At 49.5% G+C, this 17,089-nt stretch carries 16 protein-coding genes, 7 tRNA genes, 1 rRNA gene and 2 pseudogenes; 24 read left to right on the forward strand and 2 right to left on the reverse strand.

Features of this window, described 5'->3' with window-relative positions; translation table 11 throughout:
- From rrf to KNP87_RS11885, 22 genes and pseudogenes are all read left to right on the forward strand, one after another.
- Positions 1 to 115: ribosomal RNA gene (gene rrf, locus KNP87_RS11775) — 5S ribosomal RNA — on the forward strand.
- Between the two features lie 17 nt (positions 116 to 132).
- Positions 133 to 207 (forward strand) — tRNA-Asn (locus KNP87_RS11780).
- Between the two features lie 2 nt (positions 208 to 209).
- A tRNA-Glu gene (locus tag KNP87_RS11785) sits at positions 210 to 284 on the forward strand.
- 13 nt (positions 285 to 297) lie between these two features.
- Positions 298 to 370 (forward strand) — tRNA-Thr (locus KNP87_RS11790).
- Between the two features lie 36 nt (positions 371 to 406).
- Positions 407 to 490: transfer RNA gene (locus KNP87_RS11795), tRNA-Tyr, on the forward strand.
- Between the two features lie 4 nt (positions 491 to 494).
- A tRNA-Lys gene (locus tag KNP87_RS11800) sits at positions 495 to 567 on the forward strand.
- A 6-nt stretch (positions 568 to 573) separates the two neighbouring features.
- Positions 574 to 645, forward strand: a tRNA-Gly gene (locus tag KNP87_RS11805).
- A gap of 17 nt (positions 646 to 662) precedes the next feature.
- Positions 663 to 738: transfer RNA gene (locus KNP87_RS11810), tRNA-Ala, on the forward strand.
- Positions 739 to 957: 219 nt separating this feature from the next.
- Entirely contained in the window at positions 958 to 1,866 is a 909-nt protein-coding gene (gene rocF, locus KNP87_RS11815; RefSeq protein WP_214721794.1) for an arginase, read from the forward strand.
- Between the two features lie 125 nt (positions 1,867 to 1,991).
- Positions 1,992 to 2,555, forward strand: a complete 564-nt coding sequence (gene sigW, locus KNP87_RS11820; RefSeq protein ID WP_026834285.1) for an RNA polymerase sigma factor SigW — start codon at positions 1,992 to 1,994, stop codon at positions 2,553 to 2,555.
- Positions 2,556 to 2,571: 16 nt separating this feature from the next.
- The gene (locus KNP87_RS11825; RefSeq protein ID WP_026834284.1) at positions 2,572 to 3,186 is read left to right on the forward strand and encodes an anti-sigma factor; all 615 of its coding nucleotides are present in this window, start codon (positions 2,572 to 2,574) and stop codon (positions 3,184 to 3,186) included.
- 80 nt (positions 3,187 to 3,266) lie between these two features.
- Positions 3,267 to 4,127 carry a diadenylate cyclase CdaA gene (cdaA, locus tag KNP87_RS11830; RefSeq protein ID WP_119923844.1) on the forward strand — a complete coding sequence of 287 codons (861 nt, stop codon included), beginning with the start codon at positions 3,267 to 3,269 and terminating at the stop codon, positions 4,125 to 4,127.
- On the forward strand, positions 4,127 to 5,413 hold the full coding sequence (locus KNP87_RS11835) for a CdaR family protein (protein WP_214721795.1): 1,287 nt from the start codon (positions 4,127 to 4,129) through the stop codon (positions 5,411 to 5,413). The genes cdaA and KNP87_RS11835 overlap by 1 nt, the downstream gene beginning before the upstream one ends.
- A 29-nt stretch (positions 5,414 to 5,442) precedes the next feature.
- Positions 5,443 to 6,798 (forward strand): phosphoglucosamine mutase, encoded by a 1,356-nt coding sequence (glmM, locus tag KNP87_RS11840; protein ID WP_214721796.1) that lies wholly within the window; start codon positions 5,443 to 5,445, stop codon positions 6,796 to 6,798.
- Positions 6,799 to 7,444: 646 nt separating this feature from the next.
- On the forward strand, positions 7,445 to 9,241 hold the full coding sequence (glmS, locus tag KNP87_RS11845) for a glutamine--fructose-6-phosphate transaminase (isomerizing) (protein WP_214721797.1): 1,797 nt from the start codon (positions 7,445 to 7,447) through the stop codon (positions 9,239 to 9,241).
- A gap of 92 nt (positions 9,242 to 9,333) precedes the next feature.
- Positions 9,334 to 9,867 (forward strand): Imm64 family immunity protein, encoded by a 534-nt coding sequence (locus KNP87_RS11850; RefSeq protein ID WP_214721798.1) that lies wholly within the window; start codon positions 9,334 to 9,336, stop codon positions 9,865 to 9,867.
- 19 nt (positions 9,868 to 9,886) lie between these two features.
- Complete coding sequence (locus tag KNP87_RS11855; RefSeq protein ID WP_214721799.1) at positions 9,887 to 10,459, forward strand: hypothetical protein; 573 nt, start codon at positions 9,887 to 9,889, stop codon at positions 10,457 to 10,459.
- Positions 10,460 to 10,520: 61 nt separating this feature from the next.
- Positions 10,521 to 11,120 carry a short chain dehydrogenase gene (locus KNP87_RS11860; RefSeq protein ID WP_214721800.1) on the forward strand — a complete coding sequence of 200 codons (600 nt, stop codon included), beginning with the start codon at positions 10,521 to 10,523 and terminating at the stop codon, positions 11,118 to 11,120.
- Positions 11,121 to 11,492: 372 nt separating this feature from the next.
- Complete coding sequence (locus tag KNP87_RS11865; protein WP_214721801.1) at positions 11,493 to 12,050, forward strand: isochorismatase family protein; 558 nt, start codon at positions 11,493 to 11,495, stop codon at positions 12,048 to 12,050.
- 31 nt (positions 12,051 to 12,081) lie between these two features.
- Positions 12,082 to 12,499 (forward strand): annotated as a pseudogene (locus tag KNP87_RS11870) (GNAT family N-acetyltransferase).
- Positions 12,496 to 13,392 carry a phosphotransferase enzyme family protein gene (locus KNP87_RS11880; protein WP_214721804.1) on the forward strand — a complete coding sequence of 299 codons (897 nt, stop codon included), beginning with the start codon at positions 12,496 to 12,498 and terminating at the stop codon, positions 13,390 to 13,392. The pseudogene KNP87_RS11870 and the gene KNP87_RS11880 overlap by 4 nt, the downstream one beginning before the upstream one ends.
- A 65-nt stretch (positions 13,393 to 13,457) precedes the next feature.
- Positions 13,458 to 14,450: an NAD(P)/FAD-dependent oxidoreductase gene (locus KNP87_RS11885; RefSeq protein ID WP_214721805.1), complete on the forward strand. Its 993-nt coding sequence runs from the start codon at positions 13,458 to 13,460 to the stop codon at positions 14,448 to 14,450.
- Between the two features lie 48 nt (positions 14,451 to 14,498).
- Here KNP87_RS11885 and KNP87_RS11890 read toward each other — a convergent pair whose 3' ends face one another.
- Positions 14,499 to 14,852, reverse strand: a complete 354-nt coding sequence (locus tag KNP87_RS11890; RefSeq protein ID WP_214721806.1) for a winged helix-turn-helix transcriptional regulator — start codon at positions 14,850 to 14,852, stop codon at positions 14,499 to 14,501.
- 125 nt (positions 14,853 to 14,977) lie between these two features.
- Between KNP87_RS11890 and KNP87_RS11895 the strand changes: the two are divergent.
- Positions 14,978 to 15,139, forward strand: a pseudogene (locus KNP87_RS11895) (NAD(P)H-binding protein); the annotation flags it as partial.
- A gap of 76 nt (positions 15,140 to 15,215) precedes the next feature.
- On the opposite strand, the gene tnpB reads toward KNP87_RS11895, so the two are convergent.
- Positions 15,216 to 16,388: an IS200/IS605 family element RNA-guided endonuclease TnpB gene (tnpB, locus tag KNP87_RS11900; RefSeq protein ID WP_214721879.1), complete on the reverse strand. Its 1,173-nt coding sequence runs from the start codon at positions 16,386 to 16,388 to the stop codon at positions 15,216 to 15,218.
- Positions 16,389 to 16,517: 129 nt separating this feature from the next.
- Between tnpB and KNP87_RS11905 the strand changes: the two genes are divergently transcribed.
- Positions 16,518 to 17,030: a Rossmann-fold NAD(P)-binding domain-containing protein gene (locus KNP87_RS11905; protein WP_214721808.1), complete on the forward strand. Its 513-nt coding sequence runs from the start codon at positions 16,518 to 16,520 to the stop codon at positions 17,028 to 17,030.
- The last annotated feature ends 59 nt before the right edge of the window (positions 17,031 to 17,089 follow it).

The following is a 17,089-nucleotide window of genomic DNA, read 5'->3' on the forward strand; positions in this document are numbered from 1 at the left end:
CTGGTGACGATAGCCAAGTGGTCACACCCGTTCCCATGCCGAACACGGAAGTTAAGCACTTGAACGCCGAAAGTAGTTGGGGGCTTCCCCCTGTGAGGATAGGACGTTGCCAGGCAATTTATTTTTATTTATTCCGCAATAGCTCAGTGGTAGAGCAACCGGCTGTTAACCGGTAGGTCGTAGGTTCAAATCCTACTTGCGGAGCCAATGGCCCGTTGGTCAAGCGGTTAAGACACCGCCCTTTCACGGCGGTATCACGGGTTCGATTCCCGTACGGGTCACCATTTTTTATTTTTTGCCGGTGTAGCTCAGCTGGTAGAGCAACTGACTTGTAATCAGTAGGTCGCGGGTTCGACTCCTGTTGCCGGCACTGTTTTTTTTCAATTGTATAGTTCCTAGACAAACTGGGGGGGTAGCGAAGTGGCTAAACGCGGCGGACTGTAAATCCGCTCCCTCGGGTTCGGCGGTTCGAATCCGCCCCCCCCCACCATGTCGAGCCATTAGCTCAGTTGGTAGAGCATCTGACTTTTAATCAGAGGGTCGCAGGTTCGAATCCTGCATGGCTCATATTTTGCGGAAGTAGTTCAGTGGTAGAATACGACCTTGCCAAGGTCGGGGTCGCGGGTTCGAATCCCGTCTTCCGCTTTTTATTTTTATGTTTTGGGGCCTTAGCTCAGCTGGGAGAGCGCCTGCCTTGCACGCAGGAGGTCAGCGGTTCGATCCCGCTAGGCTCCACCAATTTTGCTTAAAGATCTTAAGCGAGTTTCGTTCGACTTAAGTTTTTTTATACTTGAAATGCCTGCAATTAAAGTACGTACGCGAAAGCACTGTGAGAGCACTCACGGTGCTTTTTTGTCGTCTGTTCCTGTATAATCATGCGTCTTTATGTCGAGTTGAACCACTCCATTGTTACCGCTTACAATTAAAGTAACTTACTGAGTAAAGGGGAACAGGTCGATGAACATTGCATATATCAGCGTACCGTATCGTTATGGTCAAGGAAAACCGGGGACAGAACAGGGACCGGCTGCTGTTGAAGAAGCAGGCTTACTGGAAACACTTGCAGTACACGGACAAGAAGCAGCACGCTATGGGGAAGCGGCTGTCTTGTCAGAAGATGCTGTCCGGGAAGAAGATCCAAAGCTCAAACGGTTGGAAGGTGTCGTCCATACGACAAACGATTTACAATTAATCGTACACGATGCGCTGACCGAGCAACGTTTCCCGTTACTCGTCGGAGGCGACCACAGCATGGCGATCGGAACGATTGCCGGTCTGCGTCAAGCTGTCCCGCGTCTCGGCGTCATCTGGTTTGATGCACACGGTGATTTGAACACACCAGAAACATCACCGTCCGGCAACATTCACGGCATGCCGCTTGCTGTCGCGTTAGGGGAAGGACATCAACGGTTGACCGAGATCGGCGGCAGTGCGATCAAACTGCAACCGGAGCACCTCGTCTTTATCGGCTTACGGGACGTGGATGCCGGGGAACAGGAACTGATTGATCGTCTCGGAATCCGGGTGTACGACATGGAAGCGATCCGGACACGCGGCATGGACGCGATCATGGAAGAAGCAATTGCGTATTTAAAAGAGACGACCGATGCGTTTTATCTCAGCTTTGATATGGATGGTCTTGATCCAAGTCTTGTCCAAGGAACCGGGACACGCGTCGCGGACGGTATTCTATTGGAGGACGCGCAAACGGTCTTACGTCATTGTGCGGAGCAGGATGACTTCATTGCAGCCGAATTTGTTGAAGTCAATCCGCTGTTGGAAGAAGGAAACGGGACAGCAATCCTTGCGAATGACTTGATTGGAAACTTGCTCCAGTATATGCGGAACCACCGTTTAGTAAAATAATGGATGGAACTTGAACTCTTTTCGTCAGAGTTCAAGTTTTTTTTGTTACAATTCAAATTGAGATGAAACATTTGTTGGTCGACTCCGTATAAGAGATTGACCGCATAGAGCGGGGGGTATTCAAAGTGGAAGAAACAACACTACGCTTGATAGAGCGGGTGAAGCAGGGCGACCGTGATGCATTTGCGGCACTTGTTGATCTATATAAAGAAGGTGCCTTTTTAGTCGCCTTCCGTGTTTTACGTGATCGAATGGAAGCAGAGGATGCCACGCAAGAAGCCTTTATCCGTGTATTCACGAAAATTGAATCGTATAATGCCCAGTGGAAGTTCCGAACGTGGTTATACCGGATCGTGACGAACGTGTCGATTGATCGACTCCGCAAGAAACGTCCCGATTATTCCCTTGATGCTGAGATGTCAGGGACTGAAGGACTGACACTGTATTCCCAGCTCGAAAGTAAAGACCAGTTGCCGGAAGATCAAGTGATTGATTCCGAGCAACGACAAGATGTGGGGGAAGCCATTGCCGGTTTACCTGAAAAATATCGGATTCCACTTGTCTTGAAATATATCGAAGATCTGTCGCTCAAAGAAATCAGTGAGCTGATTGATTTACCTGTCGCTACTGTCAAAACTAGAATTCATCGTGGACGCGAAGCCTTGAAAAAGCATTTTGCGAAGCGATGAGAAGGAGGCACTCATCATGACACGAGAGAAAGTGTATGAACGGATACAGGATTATTTAGATCAAAATCAACCTCCGGAAGACTTCAAACGACTTGAAGCGGAGTTACGGGAAGCAAATGCGATGGACGAGTTCGAAGAGTATCGGCTCCTCGATGCTGAGTTACGCACGCTTCCAGCACCCAAGCTTTCGGCGGATTTTACATCCCGCGTGCTGGCACAATTGCCCGAACAGGTGGACCAACCGAATGTAACTCCGCTCAGGAAATCCTCCCGTTTCGGCGGGAAGATGAAGCAGTATCCGTTACTTGCAGCCGCCTCAATCTTTATGTTGTTGTCCGTCGGCAGCCTTGGTGGGTACTTGACACAGGAAGAACATGACTTGTCCTATACGAACGTACCCGGCATCGTGGCAGAGAACGGCGAAGTCGTCGTACCGGAAGGGGTCACGGTCGATCAAGACCTCTACGTTGAGGGTGGAAACGTCCGCATTGAAGGAAACGTCAACGGTGACGTGACGACAGTGGACGGAAAAGCCTATACAGCGAGTGCCGGAAACGTCACGGGCGAGATCAAGCAGATTGATCAACTGTTTGAACGTGTCTGGTATGGAATTAAACGAATCTTCGAATGAGTCAGGTGGGACGAGTCTAACTCGTCCCTTTGTGCTATAATGAAAGCTGTTTAAATCAGATGAGATAGGGGGCACGGTTGGTGAATTACTTCAACTGGCAACCACTTCAATTTCAATTGTTGAAACTGGGAGAAAACGTACATTGGTACGATTATATTAATGATGTGATTGATATCGCGGTCGTGACATTCGTCATTTACCGTCTGATGATCATTGTCAAAGGTACAAAAGCAGTCCAATTGATCAAAGGGATTTCGGTCATTTTGATCAGCTGGTTCTTAAGCGGATTCTTCGGACTGAAGACGTTACAATTTCTGCTGAACCAAATCATTACGTACGGTTTACTCGGGATTATCATCATTTTCCAGCCGGAATTACGCCGGGGACTGGAGCATCTCGGACGGACAAGTAAATTTTTCTCACGGAGCGCGATCAGTGACGAAGATGAACAAGTCCGGATTGTCGACGCGTTGGTCACGTCTGCACAGTACATGTCTAAACGCCGGATCGGGGCACTGGTCACGATTGAGCGGGAAACGGGACTCAGCGAATATGTCGAAACCGGCATTCCGCTTGGTTCTCAAATCACGAGTCAGTTATTGATCAACCTGTTTATTCCGAACACACCCCTCCATGATGGGGCCGTCATCGTCCAACAAGGTAAACTTGCGGCAGCCGCTTGTTATTTACCGCTTTCTGAGAGTGCACATATCTCAAAAGATCTTGGAACACGTCACCGGGCAGCCATCGGTGTCAGCGAAGTGACGGATAGCGTGACGTTGGTCGTATCAGAAGAAACCGGTGGTGTTTCCCTTGCCATCAATGGTCGTCTGTACCGGGAGCTGGATGAAGCATCGCTCCGGACGAAGTTACTTGAAACGATTGTCAAAGCCGAACCGACGAATACTTCCTTCTTGAACTGGATGGGGGCGAAAAAATAATGTTCGAAAAATGGTTCAATGAACGCTGGTTTCTTCGCATCGTTGCCGTCTTGCTTGCCGTCATGCTGTATCTGATGGTGGCAGGAACCAATTCGACCGTCAAAAGTGATGCGGCGAGCCTGTTGCCGATTGCCGGTCAAGGCTCAGCAAAGTTTGACGTACCGGTATCCGTCAATTATGATGAAACGCAGTGGGTCGCCTATAATATTCCAGAAACCATCGAAACGACGGTTAAAGGACCATCCAGCAGTTTGACGATGCTTCGGCTCGTTAAAGACTTTGGTCTGTCGATTGACTTGACGGGTCTGGATCCCGGGTATCACCGGGTGCGACTGTCTGCCGACGGGTTTGGCAAAGATGTTGAAGTGACACCGAAACAAGAAACGATTGAAGTATTCCTGGATAAAAAGGTCACAAAAGAAGTGCCTGTTCAAGTGGCACTGTTGAATAAAAACAAAATCGCCGAAGGGTATGTCGTCGGCGAAGCACAGCCGACCCAACAAACGGTCTCTGTGACCGGCGGTGCGGAGAAGCTTCAAGCCATCACCGCAATCCAAGTCCCGATCGATGTAACCGGACGAGCGGAGACGTTTACGGAATCGTTTAATGTCAAAGCAACCGATGCGAACGGAAATGCGATCAGCGCGACCTATGACCCCGAGCAACTTGAGGTGACGGTGCCTGTCTACAAAGAAAGCAAAACCGTCCCGATTAATGTCGAAACAAAAGATGCCGTCAAAAAAGGGTATAAAGTCGTTAAAATCGTTCCGGTCATCACGGAAGCCCGGTTATACGGAACAAAAGAAGAATTGTCGCGCATCGGTTCCGTCACGACGGAAGCGGTCTCCTTAAAAGGATTAACGAAGACGGTGGATCGAACCGTCAAACTGATCGAACCGGATAATGTCACGGCGATGGAACCAACCTCGATCACAGTCAGTATCGTCGTCGAGAAGGAAAATGCCGAAGCGACGACAGAAACGGTGGAAGATCGGGCCGAAAAAACGATTTCCGGTATTCCGGTAACGTTGAACGGTTTTGATGAATCGAAGTATACGGTCGATTACGAACAAACGATTGATCTTGTTGTTCGCGGTAGTGAGGCGGACCTCGCCTCGATTGATGCAACGGATATCAAAGCGGTCATTGATGTGACCGGCTTAAAAGAAGGTACACACGGCTTACCGATTTCGTACCAGACGTCAAAAGCGTTTGACGTCCTCCGTCCGGATCATATGGATATCACGCTTAAAGCGGTTCCCCGGACCTCGGTTCAAGCCAATTAAATCAACTTTGTGAAATGAGGAAATAGTATATGGGTAAGTATTTTGGAACTGACGGCGTTCGCGGCGTCGCAAACGTAGAATTGACGCCTGAATTGGCATATCGTCTTGGTCGTACAGGTGGGTATGTCTTGACGAAACACGAAAGCACACGTCCAAAAGTCTTGATCGGCCGTGATACACGTGTTTCCGGACAAATGCTTGAGAATGCCCTGATTGCCGGACTCCTGTCAATCGGAGCGGAAGTCATGCGTCTTGGTGTCATCTCGACACCAGGTGTCGCGTACTTGACGAAAACAATGGATGCAACAGCGGGCGTCATGATTTCCGCGTCACACAATCCGGTCGAAGACAACGGAATCAAGTTCTTCGGTTCAGACGGCTTTAAGCTCGATGATGCGACAGAACTTGAAATCGAAGGCCTGCTTGATCAAGTGGAAGATACATTACCACGTCCGTCCGGCAAAGAACTCGGCTTTGTCCACGATTATTATGAAGGCGCGCAAAAATACCTGCATATGTTACGTCAGACATCGGATGAAGATTTCTCAGGCATCCACGTCGCGATCGACGGTGCACACGGAGCGACATCAAGTCTCGCACCACGTCTGTTCGGTGACCTGGAAGCGGAAGTCTCGACGATCGGAACAACACCAAACGGTCTCAACATCAATGAAGGTGTCGGATCAACACACCCGGAACACCTCGCAGCATTCGTCCTTGAAAAGGGCGCACACGTCGGTCTGTCATTTGACGGTGACGGCGACCGCTTGATTGCGATTGATGAGAACGGTGAAATCGTCGACGGCGATAAAATCATGTTCATCTGCGGGAAGTACCTCAACGAAATCGGTCGTTTGAAGGACAACACGATTGTTGCGACGGTCATGAGTAACCTCGGCTTCCACAAGACGGTCGAAGAACACGGTATGACAGCGTTACAGACAGCGGTCGGTGACCGGTATGTCGTCGAAGAAATGCGCAAAAACAACTACACACTCGGCGGCGAACAGTCGGGTCACATCATCTTCATGGATTATTCAACGACAGGAGACGGGATGCTTTCCGGCGTTCAGCTCTTGCAAATCATGAAGGCGACAGGCAAGAAGTTGTCGGAACTCGCAGCAGAAATGCCGGTTTTCCCGCAACGTCTCGTCAACATTCGTGTATCGGATAAAAATGGTGCGATGAACGGTCCGGCTGTTCAAGCCATCATTGCGGAAGTGGAAGCGGAAATGGCCGGCAACGGTCGGATCCTCGTCCGCGCGTCAGGGACAGAACCACTTGTCCGTGTCATGGCGGAAGCGCCGACGCAAGAAGCGTGTGACATGTACGTTGAGCGGATCGCGAACGTTGTCCGTGAAAACTACGCGTTACAAGAAAACTGAGTAAATCGGAGGGGCGGATGAATATCCGCTCCTTTTTTTGTTGGACGGATTGTCAGGGGGATTATGACAGCTTTCAAGCTGACTCTGTCGAAATGCTTGTTTTCACGTGCTTTTCTCAGGCGGAACGCAAGCTAGCTGTCGTCTCTCGACAACCGATCTTGCCTGTTCCTGGCGGAAGCGGAGCTTCCTTTTCCTGTAGAAGTCGCATGAAAAATGCATTTCTGTTTTACATGATAAAAAAGCATCATCAAACGAACACAAGACAAAAAGCAAAAACAGAGTAAAAATAAAAAAAGAGTTTTTTACAAAATCTAGGTATTAGAGGTATCGTTTAGAAAAATATCGGGAATAGTTACAAATACGTTACCTTTCTTGCTTTTTCTAAATAAAGTTCGTATGATTGTAAAGTCGGACAGAAACGGGGTCGGACAGAAATGAAAGCGCCAGGGCTGACTATGTGATAGGCAGCTGACGAGGTGGAGGTTTATCGAATCATTCGGCGGATGCCTCCCGGTACCATGTCAGTACCGAAAACACATCTGAAATCGTTTAAGTGATTAGACGGACAAACAGATGCGTCATGACAACTCTCGACAAGAGCCGTTTCCTCTTCAGGGAAATACTTGTAAATGGGAGAGAATGTATTATGTGCGGTATCGTAGGTATGATCGGACAGGTTAACACAAAGGAAATTTTATTAAAGGGACTCGAAAAACTCGAGTACCGCGGTTATGATTCGGCTGGTCTTGCGTTCGTCAATGACGGCGTTCAAGTCCATAAAGAAGTCGGCCGGATTGCTGCGCTACGCGAAGTTGTTCCTGCAGAAGCAGACGGTCTTGTTGGAATCGGTCACACACGTTGGGCGACACACGGTGTCCCAAGTGTACCGAATGCCCACCCACACCAAAGTGCTTCATCACGTTTCACACTCGTGCATAACGGTGTCATCGAAAACGATGAGCAGTTAAAAGCAGAACTCAATGTTGATTTACTCAGCGACACGGATACAGAAGTTATCGTGCAGATGATCGAAAAGAATTTTGCCGCAACAGGTGACGTGACAGAAGCATTCCGTCAAACACTTCGTGTGCTTCACGGTTCGTATGCACTCGCTTTAATCGATGCCGAGAACCCGGATGTCTTGTACGTCGCAAAAAATAAATCACCACTTCTTGTAGGTCTCGGTGACGGTACGTTCAACGTTGTTGCGTCTGACGCAATGGCTATGCTTCAAGTAACGGATCAATTCGTTGAGTTGCATGACGGCGAAATGATCATCTTGACGCGTGACAGTGTCACAATCCAAGATTTAGACGGAAACGTCAAAGAGCGTGACGCGTATACAGCGGAAATCGATGCATCAGATATCGAAAAAGGCACGTACGCGCACTACATGCTCAAAGAAATGGACGAGCAGCCGGCTGTTATCCGGAACATCGTTCAGAAATACCAAAACGAGTCAGGTGAAATCACACTCGATCAGTCAGTCCGTGATTTAGTCCTCGGACGTGACCGTGTCTACATCATCGGTTGCGGAACAAGCTACCATGCAGGATTGATCGGAAAACAATTGATCGAACAAATCGCGGGTATCCCGACAGAAGTCCACATCTCGTCTGAGTTCGGCTACAACATGCCGCTCTTGACTGAGAAACCACTGTTCCTCTTCCTTTCACAATCAGGTGAAACAGCGGACAGCCGTGCGGTTCTCGTCGAAGCGAAAAAACTCGGTCACCCGGCACTGACAATCACGAACGTCGCAGGATCAACGTTATCACGTGAAGCAAACGCAACGCTCTTGTTGCATGCAGGTCCTGAAATCGCCGTGGCGTCAACAAAAGCGTATACAGCACAAATCGCTGTTCTCGCAGTCCTTGCGTTTGACCTTGCTCAAGCAAAAGGTGTCGACGTGAACTTCGATCTCATGAAAGAACTCGGAAAAATCTCAAGCGCAATGGAGTCCGTCATGTCACAAAAAGAACGGTTCCAGGAAATCGCTTCAGAATACTTGTCTGAATCACGCAATGCGTTCTTCATCGGTCGTGGTCAAGATGCGTATGTCGGAATGGAAGGGGCTCTCAAGCTCAAAGAAATTTCGTACATCCAGGCAGAAGGTTATGCCGGCGGCGAATTGAAACACGGTCCAATCGCTTTGATCGAAGACAACACACCGGTCATCGCCCTCGTGACACAACCGCACGTTCACCTCAACAACCGAGGCAACGTCAAGGAAGTCGTCGCACGTGGCGCTAACGCGTGTGTCATCGCAGCAGAAGGTCTCGAATTGCCGACGGATGCATTCGTCATCCCAGCAGTCGAGCCGCTCTTGTCACCACTCTTGTCGGTCTTACCGCTTCAGTTGATTTCGTACTATGCGGCACTCGGTCGTGATTGCGACGTCGACAAGCCACGTAACTTGGCGAAATCGGTAACAGTCGAATAATTGACTCATCCTATACCCTTTCAGATGCAACCATCTGAAAGGGTATTTTTAATAGGTTAAAATATGTTAGAAAAGAGGGGGGATCTCTCGTAATGATCAGTGTCGGATTGGTATATGATGAAACAAACCAAATTGAGAAGGAATTAAGCCGACTCCTTCACCATCTTGAACAGCAAGGGGCACGAATCCTGCACTCCCGTGTTTCTTTAGACGAGGACGGAGAGAAGTGGGTGGAAAGTCATCAAAAAGAAGTGGATTGTGCCCTACTCACTCGTTATTACTACGGTGAAGTATCAATCTGTCTAACGGCTTGCCATGAAATGAAAGAAATTCCGATTGGGATCAGTATTCAAAAAGAACAGCAGTTTTTTGGTTTTGTTCTTTCTTTTAATGAAATGCGATTTGAAGAAGTCGGAATCGATCGACTGGAAGATATCGCGATTCAGTTCATGCAGCAACTGACCGATGTGACCCGCTTTCAATACGCTTTTTGTGATTACGACAGTGAAATCGAAATCCATCCAAAAGAAAAGAAACAAATAGATGCAGGATACGCCATCATTTATTGGCATGGAGAAAAAGTGATGAAAAACAGTTGGAAAATTGATGGACTGACGACACGATAAAACAAAAGGAGGGAAGCAGATGAGTATCAAAGAAAACTGGGTCCAAGCCTTTCCGCAATCCTGTGCGGAAGATGTCCAAGTCGTGACACGTCTCTTGCCGCGCCGATGGTTCAGATCCACGATTTCGGGGACGATTGAAATTGCGTATTGGCAAGAAACGTTGATTTTGCCGTCCCGCATGTACTTCGATGAAATAGCAGAAGAAAAAATCCACACCTTATCCCAATCCCAACGGTGGTTGCTGTACTGCATGTATACACGTCACCATGACGGATATGTCCGGGAAAAATACGTTCGCCGGCTGGAACAGGAACAAGCAAAAACGGACTGGGTACTACTTTATTTAATTGAACTGACAGGAGAATATGTATACGAGATTCTCGAACGGATCGAACCGATGTTACAGACTTGGTCCGAAGAAAAGCTGAAAACTTTTGCCGCAGCAAACGACCGCTATCTGCAACGAGTCGAACGACGGATTATCAGCTATTGGGATGTATATCAAAGGACGACCTATCCGATGCTATGGGATTCGACCTATGTCGGCTTTCGGATTGCTCAGTTCTATCGCACGTATCGTGCTCATTCTTGAAAAAAACTTCCGATTTGCGGTAGGCTGAACACGTAGTCCAGATCAGAAGGGGGATAAAGGGATGAGAATTTTAGTAGTCGGAGCGAGCGGAACAATCGGGCAAGCCGTCGTCGCACAATTAGGGGAGCGGCATGAAATCATCCAGGCCGGGCGGATGGGTGTGGATGTCCAAGTCGACATCACGTCGGAAGACAGCATCCGTTCAATGTACGAAGCGGTCGGTCCGGTCGATGCCGTCGTCAGTGCGACTGGCGGGGCACACTTCGGACCGCTGACGGATTTGACACCGGCGTTAAACCAGATCGGAATCGACAGTAAGTTGAAGGGGCAGGTCAATCTCGTCCTGCTTGGTTTGGAGACGGTTCGGGACGGGGGCAGCTTTACGTTGACGACCGGTATCATGATGGACGATCCGATTCGGCAAGGCGCGTCAGCGGCCCTTGCGAACGGCGGGGTCAAAGCGTTTGTTCATGCCGCGGCGATTGAGATGCCACGGGGGATCCGGATCAACAGTGTCAGTCCAAACGTGTTGATTGAGTCACTCGAGAAGTATGGACCATTTTTTCGCGGATTCGAAGCCGTTCCGGCATCGCGTGTCGCGACAGCGTTCGAGAAAAGTGTCGAAGGGGCACAGACCGGACAAACCTACGAAGTCTATTGAATCCAACAAGACCGCCCACTTGATCCGAGTGGGCGGTCTTGTTGTTCAGCTCATCAAAGATTGTAAATAAAAGATATTTACCAGAACCAGCGAAATCAAGAAGCAGATAAATAGATTAGTTAAAAAAACAGATCGTGTCATCTCACGGTTCATGATCATCTTGTCGAGAAATAGATTCACAGCCAAGACGATGGTGAAAGTTACAAAAAAGAGCGGCAACAATTCCATACATAACATCCTTTCCATCGTCTTATTCAACGCATCAAACCGATCAAAAGTTTCGTAAAGGCTTAAAATCTCTTGTGAAAAACAGGATTTTCCAGTGGGGAAGGGAAAGAAGAAAGTAAAGAAACCAAAAGGAGGGATATTCAGATGCGACAAGCGGTACTCGTCATCGATTTTCAACAGGATCTTGTCGAAGGGACATCCGAAGAATCCGGTGTTTATGCGAGGGAATCTGTCATCGGAGTCATCAATCAAGTGGTGCAAGAAGCATGCGATCATGATCATACGATTGTCTTCATCCGGGATCTTGATGTCGCGAATGGACAAGGAGCCGGCTTTGCGGTGCACTCCTCGATTCAGATTCCAGATCAGGCAGTCACGTTCGACAAAGCCGCCACCAATTCGTTTCACGGCACGCCGTTGCTCAGTCATCTGAAAGAGCAACAGGTCGGACATATCGTCATCCTCGGCTGTAAGACGGAACACTGTATCGATACGGCTGTCCGCAGTGCAACCGTCAACGGATTTGATGTGACACTCGTTGCTGACGGACATACGACGAACGGCTCCGATGTCTTATCAGCAGAGCAGATGATTGCCCATCATAATCAGGTCCTACACGGACACTATAATGTCGAACACTTTGCGATGGTCCGTCCTTCGACGGATAAGTTATTTGAACCGACTCATCATCAATACAGATAAAAGGAGTGACCTCATGATTGAACTGCGAAAAATGGAAGAAGCGGATTATCCCGCCTATTCGACACTCGTCACGGATGAGCGGGTCATGCGCTATATTACAGAACATCCCTTAACCGAAACAGAAGCCAAGCGGCGGTTCGCGTCGATCATCGAGCAACAGCGGCATGACCGTCTCGGATCATACCTCGTCTATCAGGACGCGACATGGATTGGCATCGGTCATGTCACTGCCGGAACAGTGGGGTCACGGTTACGGATCATTGCTCGCCTCACGACTGCTCGAACTGGCAACGGAACACGAATTAACCGTCGTCACGGCAACGATTGATCCGAATTATCTCGCGTCGCGAAAGATTTTGACGAATCTTGGATTCCACTCGACGTACGTTGGACCGATTGACGGGCTGCCTGGTGAAACTCTCGAAAAACGATTGGGGGAATCTTCATGACGCGGGAAGAATGGATTCAATCGTTTGATCTGGACGTCGCGGATATCTTTTCCGTCACCGATTCATACAGTTCGGATGTCGACCGCCTGGTACTACGCGATGGACGGACCGTGTTTTTAAAGCGTCCGTATACGGCAGACAAATGGTACCGGGAACACGGCTGGTTAACGTATTTGGCCAGTCGTGTTGCTGTGCCGAAGATTCTCATGGCGGCGCGACCAACCAAACAGACGACGGGTGCGTTTGTGCTCGAAGCACTTGCCGGTTCAACGATTGAGACGGTCACACCGGCGCTCGCCGCGCAAATCGGACAATTGCATGCAACACTCCATACGTGTACCAGTGAGGCGTACGGTGATTTTGAGGAGAAGGGCTTCACCGCCTTTACCTCCCAGGACTGGCGTGTCTTCCGAAATGCGAAGATGACCTCATTTGAGCCGGCGATTCAACAGGTGTTGTCACCTGCCCTCTATCAAGCCGCCTTTACAGAATTGAAGCGGCATGAACGTGAGTTACCGGAGCCCTCTCGACCTGTCGCCGTCCATTTGGACTTCCGGCTGGGTAACTTGCTCGCAGACGGGGGGAACCTCACTGGATTGATTGACTTTGAAACCTCACGTTTCGGAGCGACGGAGATCGACTTCACGAAACTCGATCGCGATGTCTTCCAGAGCGAATCCGGGTTACTTGACGCCTACCAACAAGGGTACGGGCAAGTCAGGACACCGGAACCGATTGAAGTCTATTTGCCGTACTACCGTCTGTTTGAAGCACTGACGGGAATCGGCTGGTGTGTCCAGCGCGGACTGGAGCATCACCAACAGTTTTTCAATCACAACTATGCCCGTGTACTAGTCGAGTTGGAACGGACGAGCATATTCGAAGAACGTTAAAAGGCGTCGTTTGACGAGCGAACCGCTATACTTGTGGAAATGAAGCAAGTAGAGGGGGAATTTGGATGGAACAACAGAAACGGATTGGGATTATTGGGGGCGGGCTCGCCGGAATTTTTGCGGCACGTCAATTGGTGACGGAAGGATATGCGGTCGAGGTCATTGAAAAAAGCCAAAGTGTCGGGGGACGGATGGCGACGAGACGGATCGACCAGGGAACAGCGGATCATGGGGCTGTCTTCTTTACGGTAAGGACAGACGAGTTGGCGCAGGAAGTGGACGAATGGCTGGAACAGGGATTGATCCGAAAATGGTTCGGGGATGACTTTCCCCGCTACATTGCGGTCAACGGGATGAATCAGCTGGTTCAATCGATAGCCCGTGGAATTCCAGTGCATCTAAATGAACAGGTCGAACGGATTGAGTCGGATGCACCCGGACTTCAAACCATCGCATCTGAAGAAACGCGGACGTATGATGCCATCCTGCTGACGGCACCGGTGCCGCAAGCTTATGACTTACTGGAAGCATCTCCGTTGACGTTAGTTGAATCCGATCACGCCCGGCTCGGGAAAGTGACGTTTGAGCCGACGTTCGTCGGTTTGTTCGAGATTCAGGAAACGCTTGAAATTGGTGAGGTCGGTCTACTGGACGAAGGTCTCGCAACCGGAATGTTGAAAATCGTCAACAATGCGCAAAAAGAAGTGTCGGCGACCCCGCTTCTGAGTGTCTATATGGCAGGAGACTGGAGTGAATCCTGGTATGACAAAGGGGAAGACGCGACGCTTGCGGAAATCGAACGGTTACTGCAGGAGCAACTAGGACCGGTCACGATCATCTCCCGCCAACTCAAACGTTGGCGGTATGCGCAGGCGCGCGACGTCTTCCGCACGCCTTACCTGAAGCTCGATCAACATCCGCTTTGGCTTGCGGGAGATGCCTTCCTCGATCCGAAAGATACGTCCGGACGGACACGGGTCGAGAGTGCCGTCATTTCCGGTCTGCGTGTTGCAGCGGCAATGGATGCGCACTTCAAAGCGGTCGTAACAGAACAATAAGCCGTAAAAAAGGGTGATTTCCAACAACGGAAGTCGCCCTTTTAAGTATCACGATTCGGATTCGGGTGGAAAATGGCGGTTGCTCCAAGCAGCCATCTGATCGAGGATCGGAAGAAAGCTGTATCCGGTGTCGGTTAAGGAGTATTCGACTTTCGGCGGGACTTCCCAGTAGACTTTCCGGTCGATCATTTCGTCCGCTTCCAGTTCCCGTAATTGTCGTGTCAAAATGCCTTTTGAAATCCCCGGCAACAGGTGTTCGAGTTCGTGAAATCGTTTTGTTCCGGTACTGAGATGCCAAAGCAACACGATTTTCCACTTGCCGGCGATAATGTTCTGGGCTCGGGTAACAGGGCACGCCGTCCGCTGGGAAAGAGGGGAGTCAGTTGTCGAAGCTTGATTCATCGGGAATTCCTCCTATAGTTCGGTTTGTATGACCTGGTATCGAAAAAGTGCCTACTCCTCATAGTGTATCACCTGTAATACAATTGGATACAGGTAGAAACTTATTACAAAAGGAGCTTACGTCTATGAAATTACTTGTAACCGGAGCAACCGGAAAATTAGGAACCAAAATTGTTGAGCATCTCTTAACGAAAATCGCAGCAGAAGATCTGATTGTCAGCGTCCGTGATCCGAAAAAAGCATCGGATTTAGCATCGCGCGGTGTTGAAGTGCGTCATGGTGATTTTGTTGAACTACCTCCACCTACGCTTTGCTCAGAGGTGGAGGATTCCTGAGTTATCCGACCTACCGGTCGAAAATTGATCAGGCTAACCCCGTCGTCCCGACGGTTGAAGAAGCTAAGATGCGTTCTGCTTCTTGTTTGAGATTCAGTCCTGCGTTCACATCCCGGTCGTGATGGATCCCGCAACTCGGGCATGTCCATTCACGCAAACCAAGATCTTTCACGTCTTTGTGTTGATGGCCGCAACTGGAGCACAGTTGGCTCGAAGCAAAGGTCTTGCCGACCTTCACGATGGTCTTCCCGTACCATTCCGCCTTGTACTCCAGCATCCGGAAGAACTCCGACCAACTGACGTCCGAGATGGCCTTGCTCAACTTGCGGTTCTTCTGCATGTTCTTCATCTGCAAGGTCTCGATACCGATGATGTCGTGATTTTTGACGATCTCGGTCGATACCTTGTGCAGGAAATCGTTCCGCTTGTTGGCGATCTTCTCGTGGATGCGGGCGACCTTACGCTTTTGCTTTTTGTAATTTCTCGCCTCGGAAAGCTTGACTTTCTTGTTCAGGGCCATGCGCTGACGACGGGAGAGCTTACGCTGTTCGCGCGCAAGTTTCTTCTCAAGCGAACGGAAGTAACGGTCATTCTTGTATACGGTGCCGTCCGACAGGATGGCGAAGTTCTTGAGTCCGACGTCGACGCCGACAGATGAACCGGTCTTCGGCAATTCGTTGATCTCCTGCTCGACGAGTAGGGAGACGAAGTATTTGCCTGAAGCGTTGCGTCGGATCGTGGCGTTCAAGATACGGCCTGTGACCTGTTTCGAATGGGCGAAACGCACCCATTTCAGCTTCGGAAGTTTGAGCTGGTTGCATTCAATCGAGACTTCAGGAAGCTGGTTTTTACCTTGGATGTTGGTCTTGTACGACTGGACGGGATTGCGCTTGGACTTGAATCGAGGGCGTTCGTTCTGCTTCTTGAAGAAGCGGTCAAACGCATCAGCAAGATGCTTGACGCTGATCTGAACAGAGGTACTATCGACTTCCTTCAACCAGTCGAACTCCTGCTTTAACAAAGGAATTTCTTTGGAACAAGAACCGTAGGACAGTCCTTTTCCAGTGGTCTTGTACATTTCATCCCACTTCGCCAAGAAGTGGTTGAAGATGAAGCGCGAACATCCAATCGTCTTCGCAATCAGGATTTCCTGCTCTTTTGTGGGGTAGATTCTGAATTTGTAGGCCTTGTGCTTCAACACCATTTTTCACCTCCTTCAAAGAGAATATACCCGAAAAACAGGCTGGCGATTCATCTCCCACTTTCACTAGGGCTTCGCCCTTAACGTTTAGAAGTGGGCGTATTCTCGCCTAATTTTGATAAACCGGATATGCTGCAAGAAACTTTTGCGGGCGTCGACCGGCTCTTGCTCATCTCGACCGACGGCGAAGAAGCGACGCGGATCCGTCAACATACGGCAGCAGTTGAGGCAGCTAAAGCAGCCGGAGTCGGCTTGATTGCCTATACGAGTGCCGGAAACGGTAAAGTTGGTTGGGCGCTCCAGGAAGATTATGCCGAAGCCATCGCGACGGTCTTGGTTGATCCGAAGCCGACAAAATCAATTTATGAACTGTCCGGTCCTCTCCATACTCAACAAGAGATTGCAGGAGCACTCGGACAGGTCCTCGGTCGCCCGGTGCATGTGAATCAGGTCGATGCTGTGACCTACACGGCAATTTTGGAACAAGCGGGAGTCCCGGAATTTTTGCTGCCGATGCTACAGGCGATTCAAGAAGGGATTGCGGCCGGAACGTTGGCGGTTGAGAGCCAGGATTTTGAAGAGATTCTCGGTCGGCCACCGGTTTCTCTTGAAGACGGCTTACGACAACTTGTTCAAAGATAAGTTCACCTGAACGTTTCCTTCTGAAGGGCTTTGGGTAAATATCCCTTACGTACATAAAA

The sequence above is a fragment of the Exiguobacterium sp. s192 genome, from assembly GCF_018618795.1.
Lineage (GTDB): Bacteria > Bacillota > Bacilli > Exiguobacteriales > Exiguobacteriaceae > Exiguobacterium_A > Exiguobacterium_A undae.